This window comes from Yersinia aldovae 670-83, from assembly GCF_000834395.1.
GTDB lineage: Bacteria > Pseudomonadota > Gammaproteobacteria > Enterobacterales > Enterobacteriaceae > Yersinia > Yersinia aldovae.
In genome coordinates, this window is record NZ_CP009781.1 from 3,825,548 (window position 1) to 3,842,744 (window position 17,197).

Genomic DNA, 17,197 nt, shown 5'->3' on the forward strand with positions numbered 1-17,197 from the left:
GTCTTGATAATTTGGTGGTCAGACCTGTTCCGTGTGCTGTAGTTTTTGACGCATTCTTGATCTATTGGTAACTCATGAACCCCATCGTAATAAACAGGCTACAGCGGAAGCTGGGCTACACTTTTCAACAGCAGGAACTCTTACTGCAAGCACTGACTCATCGTAGCGCCAGTAGCAAACACAATGAGCGTTTGGAGTTCCTGGGTGACTCTATATTAAGTTTTGTTATCGCCAATGAGCTGTATCACCGCTTCCCCCGGGTTGATGAAGGGGATATGAGTCGGATGCGGGCTACCTTGGTCAGAGGGAATACCCTTGCTGAAATGGCCCGAGAGTTTGATCTTGGCGAATGTTTGCGCCTTGGGCCGGGTGAGTTGAAAAGTGGTGGTTTCCGCCGTGAGTCAATACTGGCTGATACCGTCGAAGCGTTAATCGGCGGTATATTCTTAGACAGCGATATTCATACCATTGAACGGCTGATTCTCGCCTGGTATCACAGTCGATTAGAAGAAATCAGCCCTGGTGATAAGCAGAAAGACCCAAAAACGCGCCTACAAGAATACTTGCAGGGCCGTCATCTGCCATTACCCTCTTATCTGGTTGTGCAGGTTCGCGGTGAAGCACATGACCAGGAATTTACTATCCACTGCCAGGTGAGTGGCTTGAATGAACCGGTAGTAGGTACCGGCTCAAGTCGCCGTAAAGCTGAGCAGGCGGCAGCGGAACAAGCGCTGAAACAGTTGGAGCTTGAATGAGCGAAGTAGAAAAAACGTATTGTGGCTTTATTGCAATTGTAGGTCGTCCTAATGTGGGCAAATCTACCTTGCTAAATGAGTTGCTGGGGCAGAAAATCTCCATCACCTCGCGTAAACCGCAAACCACACGTCACCGTATTATGGGTATTCATACTGAGGGGCCATATCAGGCCATTTACGTTGATACCCCAGGGCTGCATATTGACGAAAAACGTGCGATTAACCGATTGATGAATCGCGCGGCAAGCAGCTCCATTGGTGATGTGGAATTAGTTATTTTTGTGGTCGAAGGCACCAATTGGACTGCCGACGACGAAATGGTGGTGAATAAGCTGCGCAGTTTAGAATGCCCAGTTTTATTAGCCATTAATAAAGTGGATAACGTTACAGACAAAACCAAGCTGTTGCCGCATATCCAGTTCTTAAGCCAGCAGATGAATTTCCTTGATGTCGTGCCTATCTCTGCTGAGAAAGGGATGAATGTGGATACCATTGCCAGCATCGTGCGCAAGCATATGCCGGAAGCGGGTCATCACTTCCCAGAAGATTACATCACTGACCGTTCCCAGCGTTTTATGGCGTCAGAAATCATTCGTGAAAAGCTGATGCGTTTCCTGGGTGAGGAGTTGCCTTACTCGGTGACGGTGGAAATTGAGCAGTTTGTCCCTAATGAGCGCGGTGGTTATAACATCCACGGCCTGATTTTGGTTGAGCGCGAAGGCCAGAAGAAAATGGTCATCGGCAACAAAGGTTCAAAAATCAAAACCATCGGTATTGAAGCCCGCCACGACATGGAACAAATGTTCGAAGCGAAAGTGCATCTTGAGCTGTGGGTTAAAGTGAAATCAGGCTGGGCAGATGACGAACGTGCATTGCGCAGCTTAGGCTATACTGACGACCTGAAATAAGTGTCGCCAATGGAGGGGTGGCAACGCGCATTTGTCCTGCATGGGCGACCTTACAGTGAAACCAGTCTGATGCTGGATTTATTCACTGAAGGGGAAGGCCGTATCCGGGTATTGGCAAAAGGTGCGCGAGGTCGTCGCTCCAACTTAAAAGGCTGCTTGCAGCCTTTTACACCACTGTTAGTCCGTTGGGCTGGGCGTGGTGAAGTCAAAACATTACGCAGTGCTGAACCGGTATCTTTGGCTCTCCCATTGACAGGTTCTATGTTGTACAGCGGCTTATATGTCAATGAGCTGCTCTCTCGCGTGTTAGAACATCAAACCAATTACTCCGCGCTATTTTTTGACTATCTGCATTGCCTGCAAGCACTGGCTGGCAGCGATGGATCGCCTGAATATGCTCTACGTCAGTTTGAATTGGCGATACTGGCGCATCTGGGTTATGGCGTGGATTTCCTCCATTGTGCGGGCAGTGGTGAAGCGGTGGCGGATACCATGACGTATCGTTATCGTGAGGAGAAAGGCTTTATCGCCAGTCTGGTGGTCGATCACTACAGTTTTACCGGCCGTCAATTATTGGCTCTGGCTAACCGTGAGTTTCCCGATGCAGAGACGCTGCGTGCTGCCAAACGTTTCACCCGTATTGCCCTTAAGCCTTATTTGGGGGGGAAGCCACTCAAAAGTCGTGAATTATTTCGCCAATTTGTGATCAAGCCTCCAGCCGACCCTGTGCCATAACGTTCAGCCTCGCTTTTTTAAACTGCCGCTATCAACTTTCCTACGCTGTGACCTATCCGCTGCCAGCTCACTCGGTGTAAACTGCGCAATAGTAACGCATTTGATGGCATGTCTATTTACATGCTTATTAACCTATTAAAGATGCATCCATATCCGGAGGGCTGTCATGGCTGATTTGTTGCTAGGCGTTAATATTGATCACATCGCGACACTACGAAATGCACGCGGAACCATTTACCCTGATCCTGTTCAGGCTGCATTCATCGCTGAACAAGCCGGAGCTGATGGTATTACCGTGCATTTACGGGAAGATCGCCGCCATATCACTGATCGGGATGTGAAGATCCTGCGTCAAACTATTCAGACTCGCATGAATCTGGAAATGGCGGTTACCGATGAGATGGTTGATATTGCGTGTGAACTACAACCGCATTTTTGCTGTTTGGTGCCGGAAAAACGCCAGGAAGTGACTACCGAAGGTGGGTTGGATGTTGCCGGTCAGATCGATAAAATGACTATTGCGATCAGCCGGTTATCCAAGGCAGGTATTCTGGTTTCGCTGTTTATCGATGCTGATATGCGCCAAATTGATGCCGCTGTTGCGGTCGGAGCACCTTACATCGAAATCCACACGGGTGCTTATGCCGATGCCGCTTCAGATTTGGTTCGCAAGGCTGAACTCGCACGGATAGCGCAAGCGGCGATCTATGCTGCCAGCAAAGGTTTAAAAGTGAATGCGGGTCATGGTCTGACCTACCATAATGTGCAACCCATAGCCGCCTTGCCGGAAATGCATGAGCTAAATATTGGTCATGCAATCATTGGTCAGGCGGTAATGACCGGTCTTGCGGCGGCGGTTAGTGATATGAAAGTGTTGATGCGGGAAGCGCGTCGTTAATGGCTATTCTCGGGTTAGGTACTGATATTGTTGAAATCTCAAGGATTGAGGCGGTAGTGGAACGCACCGGTGAAAGGCTGGCACAACGTATCCTCAGCCCTGCGGAATTACAGCATTATCAGCAGCACCAGCAGCCAATCCGTTTTCTGGCCAAGCGCTTTGCGGTCAAAGAAGCGGCTGCCAAGGCATTTGGTACTGGTATTCGCAACGGATTGGCCTTTAATCAATTTGAAGTGGTTAACGATGCGCTGGGCAAACCAACACTGCGTTTGCATCAGCGGGCAGCCGAATTAGCAGCGGAGCTGGGGGTCAAATCCCTCCATGTGACGCTAGCCGATGAACGGCGTTATGCCTGCGCCACGGTGATTATTGAAAGCTAGGGCCAGTATTGGCCGCAAGTTGTGATGACAGGATATCGGGGCGTGCATGGCAATGCCGCCCTTTTTACGGTGCGCCGGTATAAGCTGTTGGTATCAAAAACGATTATCGCGGGGGATTATAATCGGTCGGCATGATGCAGTTGGACAAATTTATCCCATAGCTGCTCGTTGCTCTCAACCCAAGCTGGATCGATAGCAATAGTATTATCAATAGGGCAGACCAACTGACAGGTTGGCGTTTCGTAATGGCCGACACATTCGGTACAGCGCATCGGGTCAATCTCATAAATGTCTGCACCCATAGAAATTGCCTTGTTCGGACATTCCGGCTCGCACATGTCGCAATTGATACATTTACGAGTGATCAACAGGGCCATGATTCCTCTTACCTTCGCTTGGGGGATGCTCAACAGCGGAGGATTATACCTCTCTGGAGCCCTTAGACCAGTCTTTTCACCAGCGCTGCACTGTGCTTAATATTTGCCTGCGTACTTTCAAGGTCTTGCTGAATCATCGCCATAAATAGTAGATCGGTTAGCGCATATTGTGCCGTGCTGGACGAGATAGCGGCACTGCGAATCACCGGCTCTTCTGAGATAGTATATAAGCAGTGGTCTGCCCGCTGTTGTAGGTTATTGGGGGAAAAACTGGTGAGAGCCAATACCTTGGCACCACGGCGCTGTGCCTCTTCCGCTGCCAGATTTACCTCGCGGCGCTCGCCACTAAATGAGATGGCTAACACTAAATCTTGCACATTCAACGCCTGCACCACCGCCAGTTGTACATGCATATCTGTTTCCGATACGGCGACCACGCCAATTTTCAGTAACTTATAAGCCAGGTCTTTGGCCACCAAACCAGAAGCACCAATACCAATCAAAATCACCTTTCGCGCGGTACGCAGCATCTCTAACGCCTGTGTAAGACGTTGTTCACTATTGATATCCAGCGTGGCGCGTAATGCGGCAGTTTTTTCACTGAGTAATTTTTCGCCCACCGTTTTTAAGCTATCGGTACTTAGGATCTGGTTATGCAGTGTGACCGCCTGAGGTGGCGAGGCCACAATTTCACTCAGAGCCAGTTTTAGCGCTGGAAAGCCTTTATAACCTAACTTCTGGGCGAATTTGACGACGGCTGATTGGCTAACACCGGTCTGTTGCGCCAACTTTTGTGAACTAAGATGCCGCGCCTGCTCAGGGTTGGACAGTAGGAAGTCGGCCAGCTTACGGTCATTTTGTGCCAGCGTAGGGTAGATCTGGCGAATGCGAAGAAGACTGCTCATAAATCAGTTCCTGAGTGCGGGAAGAACATAATGATATCCGTAAAAATCAAGATAAAGCGCCAGTAACGGAGCATAACATCCTTTTTTTGTGATCATTCAATGAATGGCGCAAGAAAACATTCGCTTTAATGAATATTATATTCAATTATAAAAATATAATTGTGAATTAAAAATTCAAAGAGGACATATCATGAATCTGGGCACGTTAGTTTCTGAAAGCCGTAACCCGGCAACAATGGCGCTGGACAAACTCTCTACACTGGCAATGCTGACCTGCATTAACGATGAGGATCGCAAAGTACCTGAAGCCATTCGTTTGGTTTTACCTGCGATTGCTCAGGCGGTTGATCTGACGGCTGAGGCATTAAAACAGGGCGGGCGACTGATTTATTTGGGGGCAGGAACCAGTGGGCGTCTGGGGGTGTTAGATGCCTCTGAGTGCCCGCCGACTTTTGGCGTACCGCATGGCATGGTGATTGGCCTGATCGCCGGTGGCCCCGGTGCGTTACTGAAAGCGGTTGAAGGTGCTGAGGATGATATGGCTCTTGGCGCAAAGGATTTGCAAGATTTACAACTTACGGCAACCGATATGGTGGTCGGGTTGGCCGCCTCAGGGCGCACGCCTTATGTCATAGGGGCGCTGCGCTATGCCCGCGCGCTAGGTTGCCCGACAGCCGCCATTTCCTGTAATCCAGATTCCCCTATCGCGCAGGAAGCGCAGGTGGCGATTTCGCCAGTTGTGGGGCCAGAGGCACTGACCGGCTCGACCCGGATGAAGTCCGGTACGGCGCAGAAATTGGTGCTCAACATGTTATCCACCGGAGCGATGGTCAAGCTGGGCAAGGTCTACCAGAACCTAATGGTGGATGTGAAAGCGACCAATGTAAAGTTGGTTGATCGCGCTTGCCGTATTGTGGTTGAAGCCACGGGTGCCAGCCGTGTTGATGCCGAGCACGCCTTGGCGCAAACAGAATATGAAGTTAAACCGGCCATTCTGATGATTCTGAAAGGGATCAGCGCTGAACAGGCCCGTCAGAGTTTGCAGCAGCATAATGGTTACTTACGCGCAGCGCTGTAAGGCTTACACTCAGGGGAACGGCTATGGATAAGTCAACACTATTGGCAACACAAATACTTGCAGGGATTGGCGGTGAGGGAAATATTCTCAAACTTGAAAACTGCATGACGCGGGTGCGTATTGTGGTGAAAGATGAACAATTGCCCGATTTAGCCACGCTAAAACAGCTAACAGGGGTGAAGGGTTACATCAAGCAGGGTGACCAGCATCAGTTGATTGTCGGCCCCGGAGCAGCATCAAAAGTGGTTGATAGTATGCGTTCCCTGATAGGGAATCGGGCAGATGATACCGTGGTTGCTCAGGATGATATCAGCCGTAATAAGGCGCAGGCCAAAGCCAAATATGCAGCCCCTATGAGCGCAGCCTTGAGGCAAGTGGCTAATATATTCATCCCAATTATCCCCGCATTTATTGCTTCAGGTTTGATTATGGGGATAGTTAACTTACTGAAACGACACGATATCTCCGGTGATTTGGCATTGCAGTATCCAAACCTGCTAGGCCTGCTCGCCATCTTCGGTAGCGCTGTGTTTGCTATTATGAATATTCTGGTGGGGGTGAATGCGGCGAAAGTCTTCGGTGGCTCACCGGCGATGGGCGGGGTGATGGCCGGCATTCTGACCAGCCCGGCATTGGCGCAAATTACCTTATTCGGCGAGGCATTGCAGCCGGGGCGCGGCGGTGTCATTGCCGTCTTGTTGGTGGTGGTGCTGATGTGCTGGCTGGAGAAATGGCTACGCCAGCGCTTGCCAGAATCCATCGAGCTTATTGTTAACCCATTGCTGACCACCTTGATAACCGCTTCACTGGCAATTGTAATTTTGCAGCCTCTGGGGGGCTATATCTCCGATGGGATTACCCACGGTGTCAATCTGGCCATTGATCACGGTGGGTTACTGGTTGGGGCGTTGCTGTCCGGCCTCTTCCTGCCATTGGTATTGACCGGCTTGCATCAAGGGCTAGTACCTATTCATGTGGAGTTGGTCCAGGCACATGGATCTAACCCGTTGCTACCAATACTGGCGATGGCAGGTGTTGGGCAGATTGGCGCGGCATTGGCCGTATTAATGAAAACCCGCAATAGCCGCTTGAGGAAGGTGATTAAAGGGGCATTACCCGTCGGGGTATTAGGTATCGGTGAGCCACTGATTTTTGGTGTGACGCTGCCGCTGGGTAAACCGTTTATTGCCGCGTGTTTAGGCGGTGCGGTGGGCGGGGCGCTAATCAGTTATTGGAAAGTGGCGACAGTCATTACCTTTGGTATTTCGGGTTTGCCACTTGCGCTGACTATTATCACAGGCAAAGTGATGTTGTATTTAGTGGCGATGATCGTCACCATACTGGCAGGTTTTATATTCACCTGGATTATGGGATTCAATGATCCTGAGGAGTGATTCTTGAGCGTTGAGCAAGCTAAACCGCAATCAGAGCGTGCCAAACGGATTGTCTTTTTTGATTTAGACGGCACGCTGCACCAGCAGGATATGTTTGGCAGTTTTTTGCGTTTTCTGTTGCGCCATTTGCCACTGAATTTGTTGCTGGTAATCCCTGTACTGCCGGTTATTGGTTTAGGATTATTGGTCGGCGGGCGCTGCACCCGCTGGCCGATGAGCCTGCTGTTGTGGGCCATTACCTTCGGGCGGCGGGAAGCGCACCTGAAAGATTTAGAGTTGCGTTTCGTGAATGAATTCCGCCAGCAAGTAACCGCATTTCCAGTGGTGATGATGCGGTTACGTCAATATCTGGCAAGCGATGAGGCTGAAGTGTGGTTAATCACCGGTTCACCGCAACGGCTGGTGGAGCAGGTTTACCACGATTCAACCTTTATCCACCATTTGCGTTTGGTCGGCAGCCGCATGGCGCGGCGTAATGGCGGATGGGTGTTACCGCTGCGCTGTCTTGGGCCGGAAAAAGTGGTGCAATTGGAGCAACGTCTGGGGGCGCCGCTGAAACTCTACAGCGGCTACAGCGACAGTAAACAGGATAACCCGTTGTTATATTTCTGTGAGCACCGCTGGCGGGTAAGTAAAAATGGTGAATTACAGCAATTGGAATAACCACAACGGCTGTGATTCACCTGGTTAATCGGCGGTTTGGGCCTTAATGAGTGACGTCGTTGTCATGATGACCGAGCTGCCAGATCCGCTCTGCGTGCCGGCCCAGAAGCCACAAACTTACCCCCAGCAGCAGGAAGAAGATAGTTTTTGGCATCGCATCCCAGAAGAACTCAAAGAAGCGGGTATACAAGTTGATGGCGAGGAATGTCAGGCCAAAGCCACGTAACATGGCATCATCTTGCTTTAGCCCCAGCCAGATTGCCGCGCCAGCGGCGATGGCAAACAGTAAGCCCCAATGCAGTAGCTCTATCTGGCGCACTTGATACCAGTGGCCCAGGTCACCGTAATTGCCGAAAATAGACAATATCCATAAGGCGATAAACAGGTAAAGTAGCCCCATAGCTTGTGAAACGCGGTCTAAGCGGCGTTGCGCTAATTGAGGTTGCAGTGACAGTGCGGCTGCACAAAGCAGCAAGCCGAAAGCGATAAAGCGGATTGGGTAACTCATTCCTAGCCAGTAAGCGCCCCAACCGGATAAATAACCGGTTTCCGCCCCGAAGGCATTACCCAGCGACAGCAAGGCAAACAGCCATACCAACGGGGATCGGCCAAACCAGCCCACCAGGCCGTAGATAACCGTGCCGAGCAACAATAATAGCGAGATACGGCCACTGCCATTATCCAGCCAGATACCAAGCTGGCCGATGGCGGCTGCGGTCATTATCACACCGAGAAATAGCACCGCTTCATTACTGTACAATTTGCTGGGATTGCGCTGACGGCGACGAAAGCCCCACAGATAAAAGGCGGCAGCCAGTACGCCGGTAACTGCGACCCGTACCGGTGGGTCGAAGCGGAAAAACTGGCTTATCCAGGCGAGCAAGAACGTATCTGCCATCAGGCTGCCAATGGCGATAATCAGTGATGCCAGTGCGGCAAGGAAGGCGTAACCGGCTAATCTGCGCCAGTCAAAAGGCTGAACATCAATATTTTGTAACAGGCGTTGGTGTTCTTCTTCAGGAATGACGCCCTCACTGGCCCATCCATTCAGGGTCTTACGCACCACCGCGGCATTTTTCTTGCTGAGCTTCATGTATTTGCCTTCTCATGTTTCTATCCTGGCGGAACATTAACCGATCATTATGAGCTGAGCTATCTTATAGTGAAATTAGAGGTTATAGCGCTTGCCGCTGGCTGTGTATAATGCACGCCGCAAAAGTATCTGAGAGGTTAATGTGTCTGCTGATAAAAATATGTCTTCTGAATGTGATTCACCTGGTGGAGACAGTGATGAGCACTGGATGCGGTATGCCATGATGCTGGCACTGCGAGCGCAGGAAGAGGGCGAAGTCCCGGTAGGTGCGGTTTTGGTACTGGATAATCAAATGATTGCTGAAGGATGGAACCGCTCCATTAGCGATAATGACCCGACCGCTCATGCGGAAATCATGGCGCTGCGGCAAGGTGGGCAATTGCTACAGAATTATCGCTTGCTGGATGCCACTTTATACGTGACCTTAGAGCCTTGTGTGATGTGTGCCGGAGCGATGGTTCACAGCCGAATCCGCCGCCTGGTGTATGGTGCCAATGATTTGAAAACCGGTGCTGTTGGATCGCTGGTGGATATTTTGCGCCATCCTGGGGTGAATCATCAGATAGAGATAAGCGCCGGTGTGCTGGCGGATGAGTGTTCACAGCAGTTAAGTGCTTTTTTTCGTCAACGGCGCGCGCAGAAAAAAGCGTTGAAACTCGCGCAGCGGGAAAACCCTGAACCGCGCGAGATGTAAGTAAAGATAAGTGCTAATTATTGATTGACCAACCCGGCCCGACGACCGGATAAGCTTTGCCCAGTTCAGCTTCAATCGCGGCACTTTGCGCTGCTTTCTTCTCTTTTTCCTGTAAATACCCTACCAAACTGTCCTGATAACGGCGGATATTCTCCACATAATTATAGGCTTCATGACCGCGAGCATAGCCATAAGTGGTGCTGGGGTAGTAGCGCTTCTGACTTAACATCGGCAGGCGCATTTTGACGTCAACCCAACTATCTGGATTACCGTTTTGATTTTTAGTCAGACGGCGGGCATCCAGCATGTGGCCATAACCGAGGTTGTAAGCGGCCAGTGCGAACCAGATTTTTTCATCTTCAGGAATGGTTTCCGGCATCTTTTTCATCAAACGCTGTAAATATGTGGAACCACCTTTGATACTCTCCTCGGGATCAACTCTGTCTTTAACCCCCAGGCCACTGGCGGTTGCACGAGTTAGCATCATCAGGCCACGTACACCGGTAGGGGAAGTGGCTTGCGGATTCCAGTGCGATTCCTGATAGGCAATTGCCGCCAGTAAGCGCCAGTCAATTTCCCCAGCGTGCTTTTTGAACAGTGGCCGGAAAGTCGGCAGCACGTTATCGATGGCCGACAAGAAGGTTTTAGTGTCGACATAATCAAAGCTACCCACATGGCCCAGATATTTTTCTTCCAACCGCGCCAGACTACCGTCTTCCACCATGTCACTATAGAAGTCGAGCATTGCGGCATACAGGCTGTCATCTGCTCCTTGCTTGAAATACCAGGTGACCGGTTCTTCATCGGTGACATCAAAAGCCACCGCCAATTGTGGATGGACGCGCTGTAACAAGGCAATAGTTACCGAATCGCCGAGGGTGTAGTCGAGTTTGCCATCCGCGACCTGCTCCAGTAACTCTTTACCTGAGCGATCAACGGATGATCCCCATTTGAGATCAGGGTATTTGCTCTCTTTAAGCTGTTTCAATGCCGTCATGTGGGCAGAGCCGGAGGCCACCACCAACTGACCTTTCAGGTCGCTGAATGATTTTGGCCGTGGCGTTCCCAGCCGGTAGACCAACTGCTGCGAGACTGAATAGTAGGCAGGGCCGGTGCGCGCCCGGTTGAGGCGCTCACTATTATAGATAAGCCCGGCGGCCAGCATGTCGGCGTCATTGCTATCTAAGGCGTCAAACAAATCATCAATGTTATGACGAGGGGTGATAACTAGCTTAACCCCCAGATAGTCAGCAAAACGTTTTGCCAGCTCATAGTCAAGACCAGAAGGGCCATCCTTTCCGGTCGCATAGATCAGTGGAGAGCTGATGGTACTTACTCGCAGCTCGCCACGGGCTTTTATTTGGTCAAGTTGCCCCTCCTGGCCATTACGCCAGGGAATATTGGGCCACAGTGCAAGGGCCAGAAGTAAGGCAACTACACCAATGACAAAGTAATTTAATTTTATGCGCGTCAAATAGTTATCTCTCGGCAGCGCTATTTTTGTGCTTGCAGGAAGCTAGATTCAACATGGTTAAATCCCCAGTGGAGTGGCATTTTGCGCAACAAAGCGTCAGTGTGCAACTTTATTGCGTGCTTATTTATCCCCATCGCCCTTCAAGTTGCAGGCGTGTTGGCTGTGTTCAAATCTGCTCTGGGCAGATTTGTCACGCGAATCATTTGCTTGCTGCCTTGCCGCCCACCGGTATCTCGACGTCACTTGGGTATATCCAGTATTGGTATTCTCTCGATAACGACAATTTCTAACGCAATTATTAATAATAGCTACGCAAACGGTTTCGTCGGAGCCATAGATTCACTATAATAGCGCGCGTTTTCCCCTGTTTTGCGTCAATGAATGCTGCGCCCAATGAAGTGCTGTTCCCGTCACTTCGAAGAGAGAGAAACTTAGATTATGGAAATACTGCGTGGTTCGCCCGCTTTGTCGGCTTTTCGTATTACCAAACTGTTGTCCCGCTGCCAGGATGCTCATCTGCCAGTAGATGATATCTACGCTGAATATGTTCACTTTGCCGATGTTAGCGCACCACTGAGTGCTGATGAACACGCCAGACTCCAGCGGCTACTTAAATATGGGCCATCTCTCCCCGAACATGCGCCAGAAGGGCGTTTGCTACTGGTCACGCCAAGGCCGGGAACTATCTCTCCGTGGTCTTCCAAAGCCACTGATATCGCTCATAACTGTGCATTGCCGCAGGTTCTGCGTCTGGAACGTGGTTTGGCCTTCTATATTCAAGGCCCGAATCTGAACGAAAGCCAATGGCAACAATTAGCCGCCTTGCTGCATGACCGCATGATGGAAACGGTATTTACCGATTTACAACAAGTAGCGCAGTTATTCTCTCATCACCAGCCCGCCCCGGTACAACGGGTGGATATTCTCGGGCAGGGCCGCAGTGCCCTGGAGCAGGCCAATAGTAAATTGGGCCTGGCACTGGCACAGGATGAAATAGACTATCTACTGGCGGCTTTCACCGGTTTGGGGCGCAACCCAACCGATATTGAACTTTATATGTTCGCTCAGGCTAACTCTGAGCATTGCCGCCATAAAATCTTTAACGCAGATTGGGTCATTGATGGCGAAGTTCAAGCCAAGACGCTGTTTAAAATGATCAAAAACACCTTTGAACACACACCGGATTACGTCTTGTCTGCTTATAAAGACAATGCAGCGGTGATGGAAGGTTCTCAGGTTGGCCGCTTCTATGCTGCGCCAGAAAACGGCGTGTATGGTTTTCATCAGGAAGCCGCGCATATCCTGATGAAAGTGGAAACCCACAACCACCCGACGGCTATTTCACCGTGGCCAGGGGCTGCCACCGGTTCTGGTGGTGAAATTCGTGATGAGGGTGCCACCGGGCGCGGTGCTAAACCAAAAGCCGGTTTAGTCGGTTTCTCGGTTTCCAACCTGCGTATTCCGGGCTTTGAGCAGCCGTGGGAAGAGAATTTTGGTAAGCCAGACCGCATTGTAACGGCGCTGGATATCATGACCGAAGGCCCATTGGGCGGGGCGGCATTTAACAATGAATTTGGTCGTCCGGCGTTGCTGGGTTACTTCCGCACTTATGAAGAGCGCGTAAACAGTCACAACGGCACTGAGCTACGTGGCTACCATAAGCCGATCATGTTGGCGGGCGGGATCGGTAATATCCGCGCTGATCATGTGCAAAAAGGCGAAATTAGCGTGGGTGCCAAGCTGGTGGTGCTCGGTGGCCCATCGATGAATATCGGTTTGGGCGGCGGTGCGGCTTCTTCTATGGCCTCCGGTCAGTCTGATGCAGATTTGGATTTTGCCTCGGTACAGCGCGATAACCCAGAGATGGAGCGGCGCTGTCAGGAAGTGATTGACCGCTGCTGGCAGTTGGGTGAGCACAACCCGATTCTGTTTATTCATGATGTGGGGGCCGGTGGCTTATCGAATGCCATGCCAGAACTGGTCAGCGACGGTGGCCGTGGTGGGCGCTTTGAACTGCGCGACATCCTTAACGACGAACCGGGCATGAGCCCGCTGGAAGTGTGGTGTAACGAATCTCAAGAGCGCTATGTCATGGCCATTGCCCCGGCGCAGATGGCGCAGTTTGATGAGATTTGCCGCCGCGAGCGCGCACCCTATGCTGTCATCGGTGAGGCGAGTGAGGAGCAACATCTAACGGTGAACGACCGTCATTTTGACAACCAGCCGATCGATATGCCGCTCGATGTCCTGCTGGGCAAAACGCCGAAAATGCTGCGTGATGTGAGCCGCTTGCAAGCGCAGGGCGAAGCGCTACAACGGGCTGATATCAGTATCGCTGACGCGGTTAAACGTATCATGCATTTACCCGCAGTGGCCGAGAAGACCTTCCTGATCACCATTGGCGACCGTAGCGTAACCGGTATGGTGACCCGTGACCAGATGGTTGGCCCGTGGCAAATTCCGGTGGCCGACTGTGCGGTGACCAGCGCCAGCCTCGACAGCTATTATGGCGAAGCGATGTCACTGGGTGAACGTGCGCCAGTCGCCTTGCTGGACTTTGCTGCCTCTGCTCGTCTGGCGGTTGGCGAAGCACTGACCAACATCGCCGCCACCCAAATTGGTGAACTAAAACGCATTAAACTGTCGGCTAACTGGATGTCTGCCGCAGGTCACCCAGGTGAAGATGCCGGTTTGTATGATGCGGTGCGTGCGGTAGGTGAAGAGCTGTGTCCGGCACTGGAAATTACCATCCCAGTGGGTAAAGACTCCATGTCGATGAAAACCCGCTGGCAGGAAGGTAACGAGCCGCGCGAGATGACCTCGCCGCTCTCCTTAGTGATCACAGCCTTTGCCCGTATTGAAGATGTTCGCCATACCGTAACACCGCAATTGCGCACTGATATGGGCGATAACGCACTGTTACTGATTGATCTGGGCGCGGGCCATAATGCACTGGGTGCCACTGCGCTGACACAGGTCTACCGTCAGTTAGGTGATAAACCGGCGGATGTGCGGGATGTGAAACAACTGGCTGGCTTCTTCAACGCCATGCAGCATTTAGTGGCCAGTCAGTCGCTGTTGGCCTATCACGACCGCTCTGACGGCGGCTTGTTGGTCACACTGGCTGAAATGGCCTTCGCCGGTCATTGTGGTGTGGACGTCGATATTCAATCTTTGGGTAACGATGCGCTGGCTGCCTTGTTCAACGAAGAGTTGGGTGCCGTCATTCAGGTGCGTGCCGGGCAGCGTGGCGAGGTAGAGCAACTGCTGGCCGACCACGGTTTAGCAAATTGCGTTCACTATCTGGGCCACGCTGTTGAAGGTGATGTCTTTGATATCCGCAGCGGCACTGAGGCGATATACAGCGAAAAACGCAGTACCCTGCGCTTGTGGTGGGCTGAAACCACCTGGCAGATGCAGCGTCTGCGCGATAACCCGGATTGTGCCGATCAAGAGCATCAGGCGAAACAGGATGAACGCGATCCTGGCTTAAATGTGAAACTGACCTTTGACCCGTCACAAGACATTGCCGCACCTTATATTATCAAGCAGGTTCGGCCAAAAGTGGCAGTGCTGCGTGAGCAAGGGGTTAACTCCCACGTTGAGATGGCTGCTGCCTTCCACCGCGCCGGTTTTGATGCGGTTGATGTACATATGAGCGACTTGCTGGCAGGGCGCACTGATTTGCAATCCTTCCAAACGCTGGTGGCTTGCGGCGGTTTCTCCTACGGTGACGTGTTGGGTGCGGGTGAAGGTTGGGCGAAATCCATTTTGTTCAACGACCGGGTGCGTGATGAGTTCGAAGCTTTCTTCCATCGCTCTGAAACACTGGCGTTGGGCGTTTGTAATGGCTGCCAGATGATGTCTAATCTGCGCGAGCTTATTCCGGGTGCTGAGCACTGGCCACGCTTTGTCCGTAACCTGTCAGACCGCTTTGAAGCGCGTTTCAGTTTGGTTGAAGTGGCAAACAACCCATCACTGTTTATGCAGGATATGATTGGTTCACGGATGCCAATTGCGGTTTCACATGGTGAAGGGCGGGTTGAAGTGCGTGATGCTGCACATCTGGCGACATTGGAGCAGAACAATCTGGTGGCGCTGCGCTTTGTCAATAACTACGGTGTGGTCACAGATCAGTACCCAGCTAACCCGAATGGTTCCGCTAACGGTATTACGGCGGTCACCAGTGCCAGTGGACGAGCTACGGTAATGATGCCGCACCCTGAGCGCGTCTTCCGTACTGTCAGTAACTCATGGCATCCAGAAGAGTGGGGCGAGGATAGCCCGTGGATGCGCATGTTCCGTAATGCGCGCAAGCAATTAGGGTAAATTGATTGGTTTTGAGTATGAAGGAGGGGCATCGATTGATGCCCCTTTTTTATTTACGTCACGCCCTGAAATAAATTGCCACTCTCAAATGAATAGACAGTGCAGATACTGCTGTTTTCTTTAACACTACTTATCATCCGAATGACTTGATAAATACCCTACATAATTTATTAACCGTTTTGCGGATAATTCTATTAATAAATATGGAAAGGGAAGGGGTTATTGCGGGGATAGCAGGAATAAAAAGACCGGGTTACAAATAGGTTTCTGATGTGATTTTTGTCCTTTTAAGCGGATTTTAAAACCAAAAAACTGACTCACCAACTTGTACCTTAATACAGCAAAACACTGAGTTATGTGCTTTACTCAGAGTAGTCATTGTATTTACTGCGGTTACGATAAGTATTTAGAATTTTTGGTTACCGTTACCGCCACTTTCAGTACGTTACCAATACACAATTTCTATTTTACGCGCCGAATCTGCGCAGTAAAAGCCAAAAAGGAAGGTTGTATTATCATGACTCAGATTTTCACATTAACCTTATCCCCTTCGTTAGACAGTGCGACGACGACTCCTAAAATCTACCCTGAAGGAAAGCTACGCTGTACGGCACCTATTTTTGAACCCGGAGGAGGAGGAATTAATGTCGCACGCGCGGTTGTCTATCTGGGGGGGCAAGCAAATGCAATTTTTCCTATTGGCGGCCCGACCGGTGAATACCTGAAAGAATTGCTTGTTAGAGAAGGTATTCATACAGAAACGCTGAAAACGCAAGATTGGACACGACAGAACATGCATGTCCACGTAGACAATAGTGGTGAACAATATCGTTTTGTTATGCCAGGGGCACGACTCAGTGATGACGAGTTTGATCTGCTGGTGCTGCAAGTACGCAACATCCCCTCAGGATCGATTCTGGTGATCAGTGGCAGCTTGCCGCCAGGTACGGCTATTGAGAAATTAACTCACCTGGTTCGGCAGGCTCAAGCGATGGGACTGCAATGTATTATTGATAGCTCAGGCGATGCATTAAAAGCGAGCTTGGATTTGGGCGGGCTGGCATTGGTAAAACCTAATCAAAACGAGCTATCGACTCTTATCGGGCGGGCATTGGAGCACCCCGATGACGTACGCAGTGCTGCTATGGAGTTGGTCAAACGCGGTGCTGCTGAGCGAGTTGTGGTATCGCTTGGGCCACAGGGGGCGCTGGCCGTCGATCGTGATAATTGTGTACAAATAGTGCCTCCGCCGGTGAAAAAAATGAGTACCGTTGGCGCTGGGGACAGCATGGTTGGTGCGATGACACTGAAACTGGCAAATGGTGCAGATCTGCTGGATATAGTCCGTTTTGGCGTTGCAGCCGGTAGCGCTGCGACACTGAATCTGGGCACTCGCCTGTGTTCATTGGAGGATACTCAACGGTTGTATGATTATATTTGCAAGAGTTTGAATCATCCTGTTCGTGGGTGATTCAGCTATGCGATGCATCTGAAAGAGCAGGGTTGGAATCGTC

15 protein-coding genes are annotated in these 17,197 nt (G+C 51.0%); 11 read left to right on the plus strand and 4 right to left on the minus strand.

The genetic code is table 11. The annotated features are described in order from the left end of the window. The first annotated feature begins 74 nt into the window (after positions 1 to 74). The 5 genes from rnc to acpS all read left to right on the plus strand — a co-directional run bounded on the left by rnc (position 75) and on the right by acpS (position 3,676). Entirely contained in the window at positions 75 to 755 is a 681-nt protein-coding gene (gene rnc, locus AT01_RS17205) for a ribonuclease III (RefSeq protein WP_004703998.1), read from the plus strand. Then, the gene (gene era / locus AT01_RS17210) at positions 752 to 1,663 is read left to right on the plus strand and encodes a GTPase Era (protein ID WP_042548012.1); all 912 of its coding nucleotides are present in this window, start codon (positions 752 to 754) and stop codon (positions 1,661 to 1,663) included. Before rnc ends, era begins: the two co-directional genes overlap by 4 nt. A 9-nt stretch (positions 1,664 to 1,672) precedes the next feature. Beyond that, entirely contained in the window at positions 1,673 to 2,398 is a 726-nt protein-coding gene (gene recO / locus AT01_RS17215) for a DNA repair protein RecO (RefSeq protein ID WP_042548013.1), read from the plus strand. Between the two features lie 166 nt (positions 2,399 to 2,564). Beyond that, on the plus strand, positions 2,565 to 3,296 hold the full coding sequence (pdxJ, locus tag AT01_RS17220; RefSeq protein ID WP_042548014.1) for a pyridoxine 5'-phosphate synthase: 732 nt from the start codon (positions 2,565 to 2,567) through the stop codon (positions 3,294 to 3,296). Then, on the plus strand, positions 3,296 to 3,676 hold the full coding sequence (gene acpS / locus AT01_RS17225) for a holo-ACP synthase (RefSeq protein ID WP_042548015.1): 381 nt from the start codon (positions 3,296 to 3,298) through the stop codon (positions 3,674 to 3,676). Before pdxJ ends, acpS begins: the two co-directional genes overlap by 1 nt. A 116-nt stretch (positions 3,677 to 3,792) precedes the next feature. On the opposite strand, the gene AT01_RS17230 is transcribed toward acpS, so the two are convergent. After that, a complete protein-coding gene (locus tag AT01_RS17230; protein WP_042548016.1) occupies positions 3,793 to 4,053 on the minus strand; it encodes a YfhL family 4Fe-4S dicluster ferredoxin in 261 nt (86 codons plus the stop codon). Positions 4,054 to 4,115: 62 nt separating this feature from the next. Continuing rightward, complete coding sequence (locus tag AT01_RS17235; RefSeq protein WP_042548017.1) at positions 4,116 to 4,958, minus strand: MurR/RpiR family transcriptional regulator; 843 nt, start codon at positions 4,956 to 4,958, stop codon at positions 4,116 to 4,118. A gap of 190 nt (positions 4,959 to 5,148) precedes the next feature. Between AT01_RS17235 and murQ the strand changes: the two genes are divergently transcribed. The 3 genes from murQ to yfhb all read left to right on the plus strand — a co-directional run bounded on the left by murQ (position 5,149) and on the right by yfhb (position 8,093). Then, on the plus strand, positions 5,149 to 6,036 hold the full coding sequence (gene murQ, locus AT01_RS17240) for an N-acetylmuramic acid 6-phosphate etherase (protein WP_042548018.1): 888 nt from the start codon (positions 5,149 to 5,151) through the stop codon (positions 6,034 to 6,036). A 23-nt stretch (positions 6,037 to 6,059) separates the two neighbouring features. After that, the gene (locus tag AT01_RS17245; protein ID WP_042548019.1) at positions 6,060 to 7,430 is read left to right on the plus strand and encodes a PTS transporter subunit EIIC; all 1,371 of its coding nucleotides are present in this window, start codon (positions 6,060 to 6,062) and stop codon (positions 7,428 to 7,430) included. 90 nt (positions 7,431 to 7,520) lie between these two features. Further along, the gene (yfhb, locus tag AT01_RS17250; RefSeq protein WP_407703558.1) at positions 7,521 to 8,093 is read left to right on the plus strand and encodes a phosphatidylglycerophosphatase C; all 573 of its coding nucleotides are present in this window, start codon (positions 7,521 to 7,523) and stop codon (positions 8,091 to 8,093) included. Positions 8,094 to 8,136: 43 nt separating this feature from the next. On the opposite strand, the gene AT01_RS17255 is transcribed toward yfhb, so the two are convergent. Next, positions 8,137 to 9,186, minus strand: coding sequence for a hypothetical protein (locus AT01_RS17255; RefSeq protein WP_042548020.1), 1,050 nt, complete (start codon positions 9,184 to 9,186; stop codon positions 8,137 to 8,139). Positions 9,187 to 9,346: 160 nt separating this feature from the next. Between AT01_RS17255 and tadA the strand changes: the two genes are divergently transcribed. Next, on the plus strand, positions 9,347 to 9,880 hold the full coding sequence (gene tadA, locus AT01_RS17260) for a tRNA adenosine(34) deaminase TadA (RefSeq protein ID WP_042548692.1): 534 nt from the start codon (positions 9,347 to 9,349) through the stop codon (positions 9,878 to 9,880). A gap of 13 nt (positions 9,881 to 9,893) precedes the next feature. On the opposite strand, the gene mltF is transcribed toward tadA, so the two are convergent. Next, positions 9,894 to 11,354, minus strand: coding sequence for a membrane-bound lytic murein transglycosylase MltF (gene mltF / locus AT01_RS17265; protein WP_042548021.1), 1,461 nt, complete (start codon positions 11,352 to 11,354; stop codon positions 9,894 to 9,896). Positions 11,355 to 11,792: 438 nt separating this feature from the next. On the opposite strand from mltF, the gene purL reads away from it, so the two are divergent. After that, positions 11,793 to 15,683, plus strand: coding sequence for a phosphoribosylformylglycinamidine synthase (gene purL, locus AT01_RS17270; RefSeq protein ID WP_042548022.1), 3,891 nt, complete (start codon positions 11,793 to 11,795; stop codon positions 15,681 to 15,683). Between the two features lie 517 nt (positions 15,684 to 16,200). Further along, the gene (pfkB, locus tag AT01_RS17275; RefSeq protein ID WP_042548023.1) at positions 16,201 to 17,154 is read left to right on the plus strand and encodes a 6-phosphofructokinase II; all 954 of its coding nucleotides are present in this window, start codon (positions 16,201 to 16,203) and stop codon (positions 17,152 to 17,154) included. Positions 17,155 to 17,197 lie beyond the last annotated feature (43 nt).

Bases quoted from the DNA above. Each gene is read 5' to 3' on its own strand.
- rnc (WP_004703998.1), top strand. From the start codon at position 75: ATGAACCCCATCGTAATAAACAGGCTACAGCGGAAGCTGGGCTACACT.
- era (WP_042548012.1), top strand. From the start codon at position 752: ATGAGCGAAGTAGAAAAAACGTATTGTGGCTTTATTGCAATTGTAGGT.
- recO (WP_042548013.1), top strand. From the start codon at position 1,673: ATGGAGGGGTGGCAACGCGCATTTGTCCTGCATGGGCGACCTTACAGT.
- pdxJ (WP_042548014.1), top strand. From the start codon at position 2,565: ATGGCTGATTTGTTGCTAGGCGTTAATATTGATCACATCGCGACACTA.
- acpS (WP_042548015.1), top strand. From the start codon at position 3,296: ATGGCTATTCTCGGGTTAGGTACTGATATTGTTGAAATCTCAAGGATT.
- AT01_RS17230 (WP_042548016.1), bottom strand. From the start codon at position 4,053: ATGGCCCTGTTGATCACTCGTAAATGTATCAATTGCGACATGTGCGAG.
- AT01_RS17235 (WP_042548017.1), bottom strand. From the start codon at position 4,958: ATGAGCAGTCTTCTTCGCATTCGCCAGATCTACCCTACGCTGGCACAA.
- murQ (WP_042548018.1), top strand. From the start codon at position 5,149: ATGAATCTGGGCACGTTAGTTTCTGAAAGCCGTAACCCGGCAACAATG.
- AT01_RS17245 (WP_042548019.1), top strand. From the start codon at position 6,060: ATGGATAAGTCAACACTATTGGCAACACAAATACTTGCAGGGATTGGC.
- yfhb (WP_407703558.1), top strand. From the start codon at position 7,521: ATGTTTGGCAGTTTTTTGCGTTTTCTGTTGCGCCATTTGCCACTGAAT.
- AT01_RS17255 (WP_042548020.1), bottom strand. From the start codon at position 9,186: ATGAAGCTCAGCAAGAAAAATGCCGCGGTGGTGCGTAAGACCCTGAAT.
- tadA (WP_042548692.1), top strand. From the start codon at position 9,347: ATGTCTTCTGAATGTGATTCACCTGGTGGAGACAGTGATGAGCACTGG.
- purL (WP_042548022.1), top strand. From the start codon at position 11,793: ATGGAAATACTGCGTGGTTCGCCCGCTTTGTCGGCTTTTCGTATTACC.
- pfkB (WP_042548023.1), top strand. From the start codon at position 16,201: ATGACTCAGATTTTCACATTAACCTTATCCCCTTCGTTAGACAGTGCG.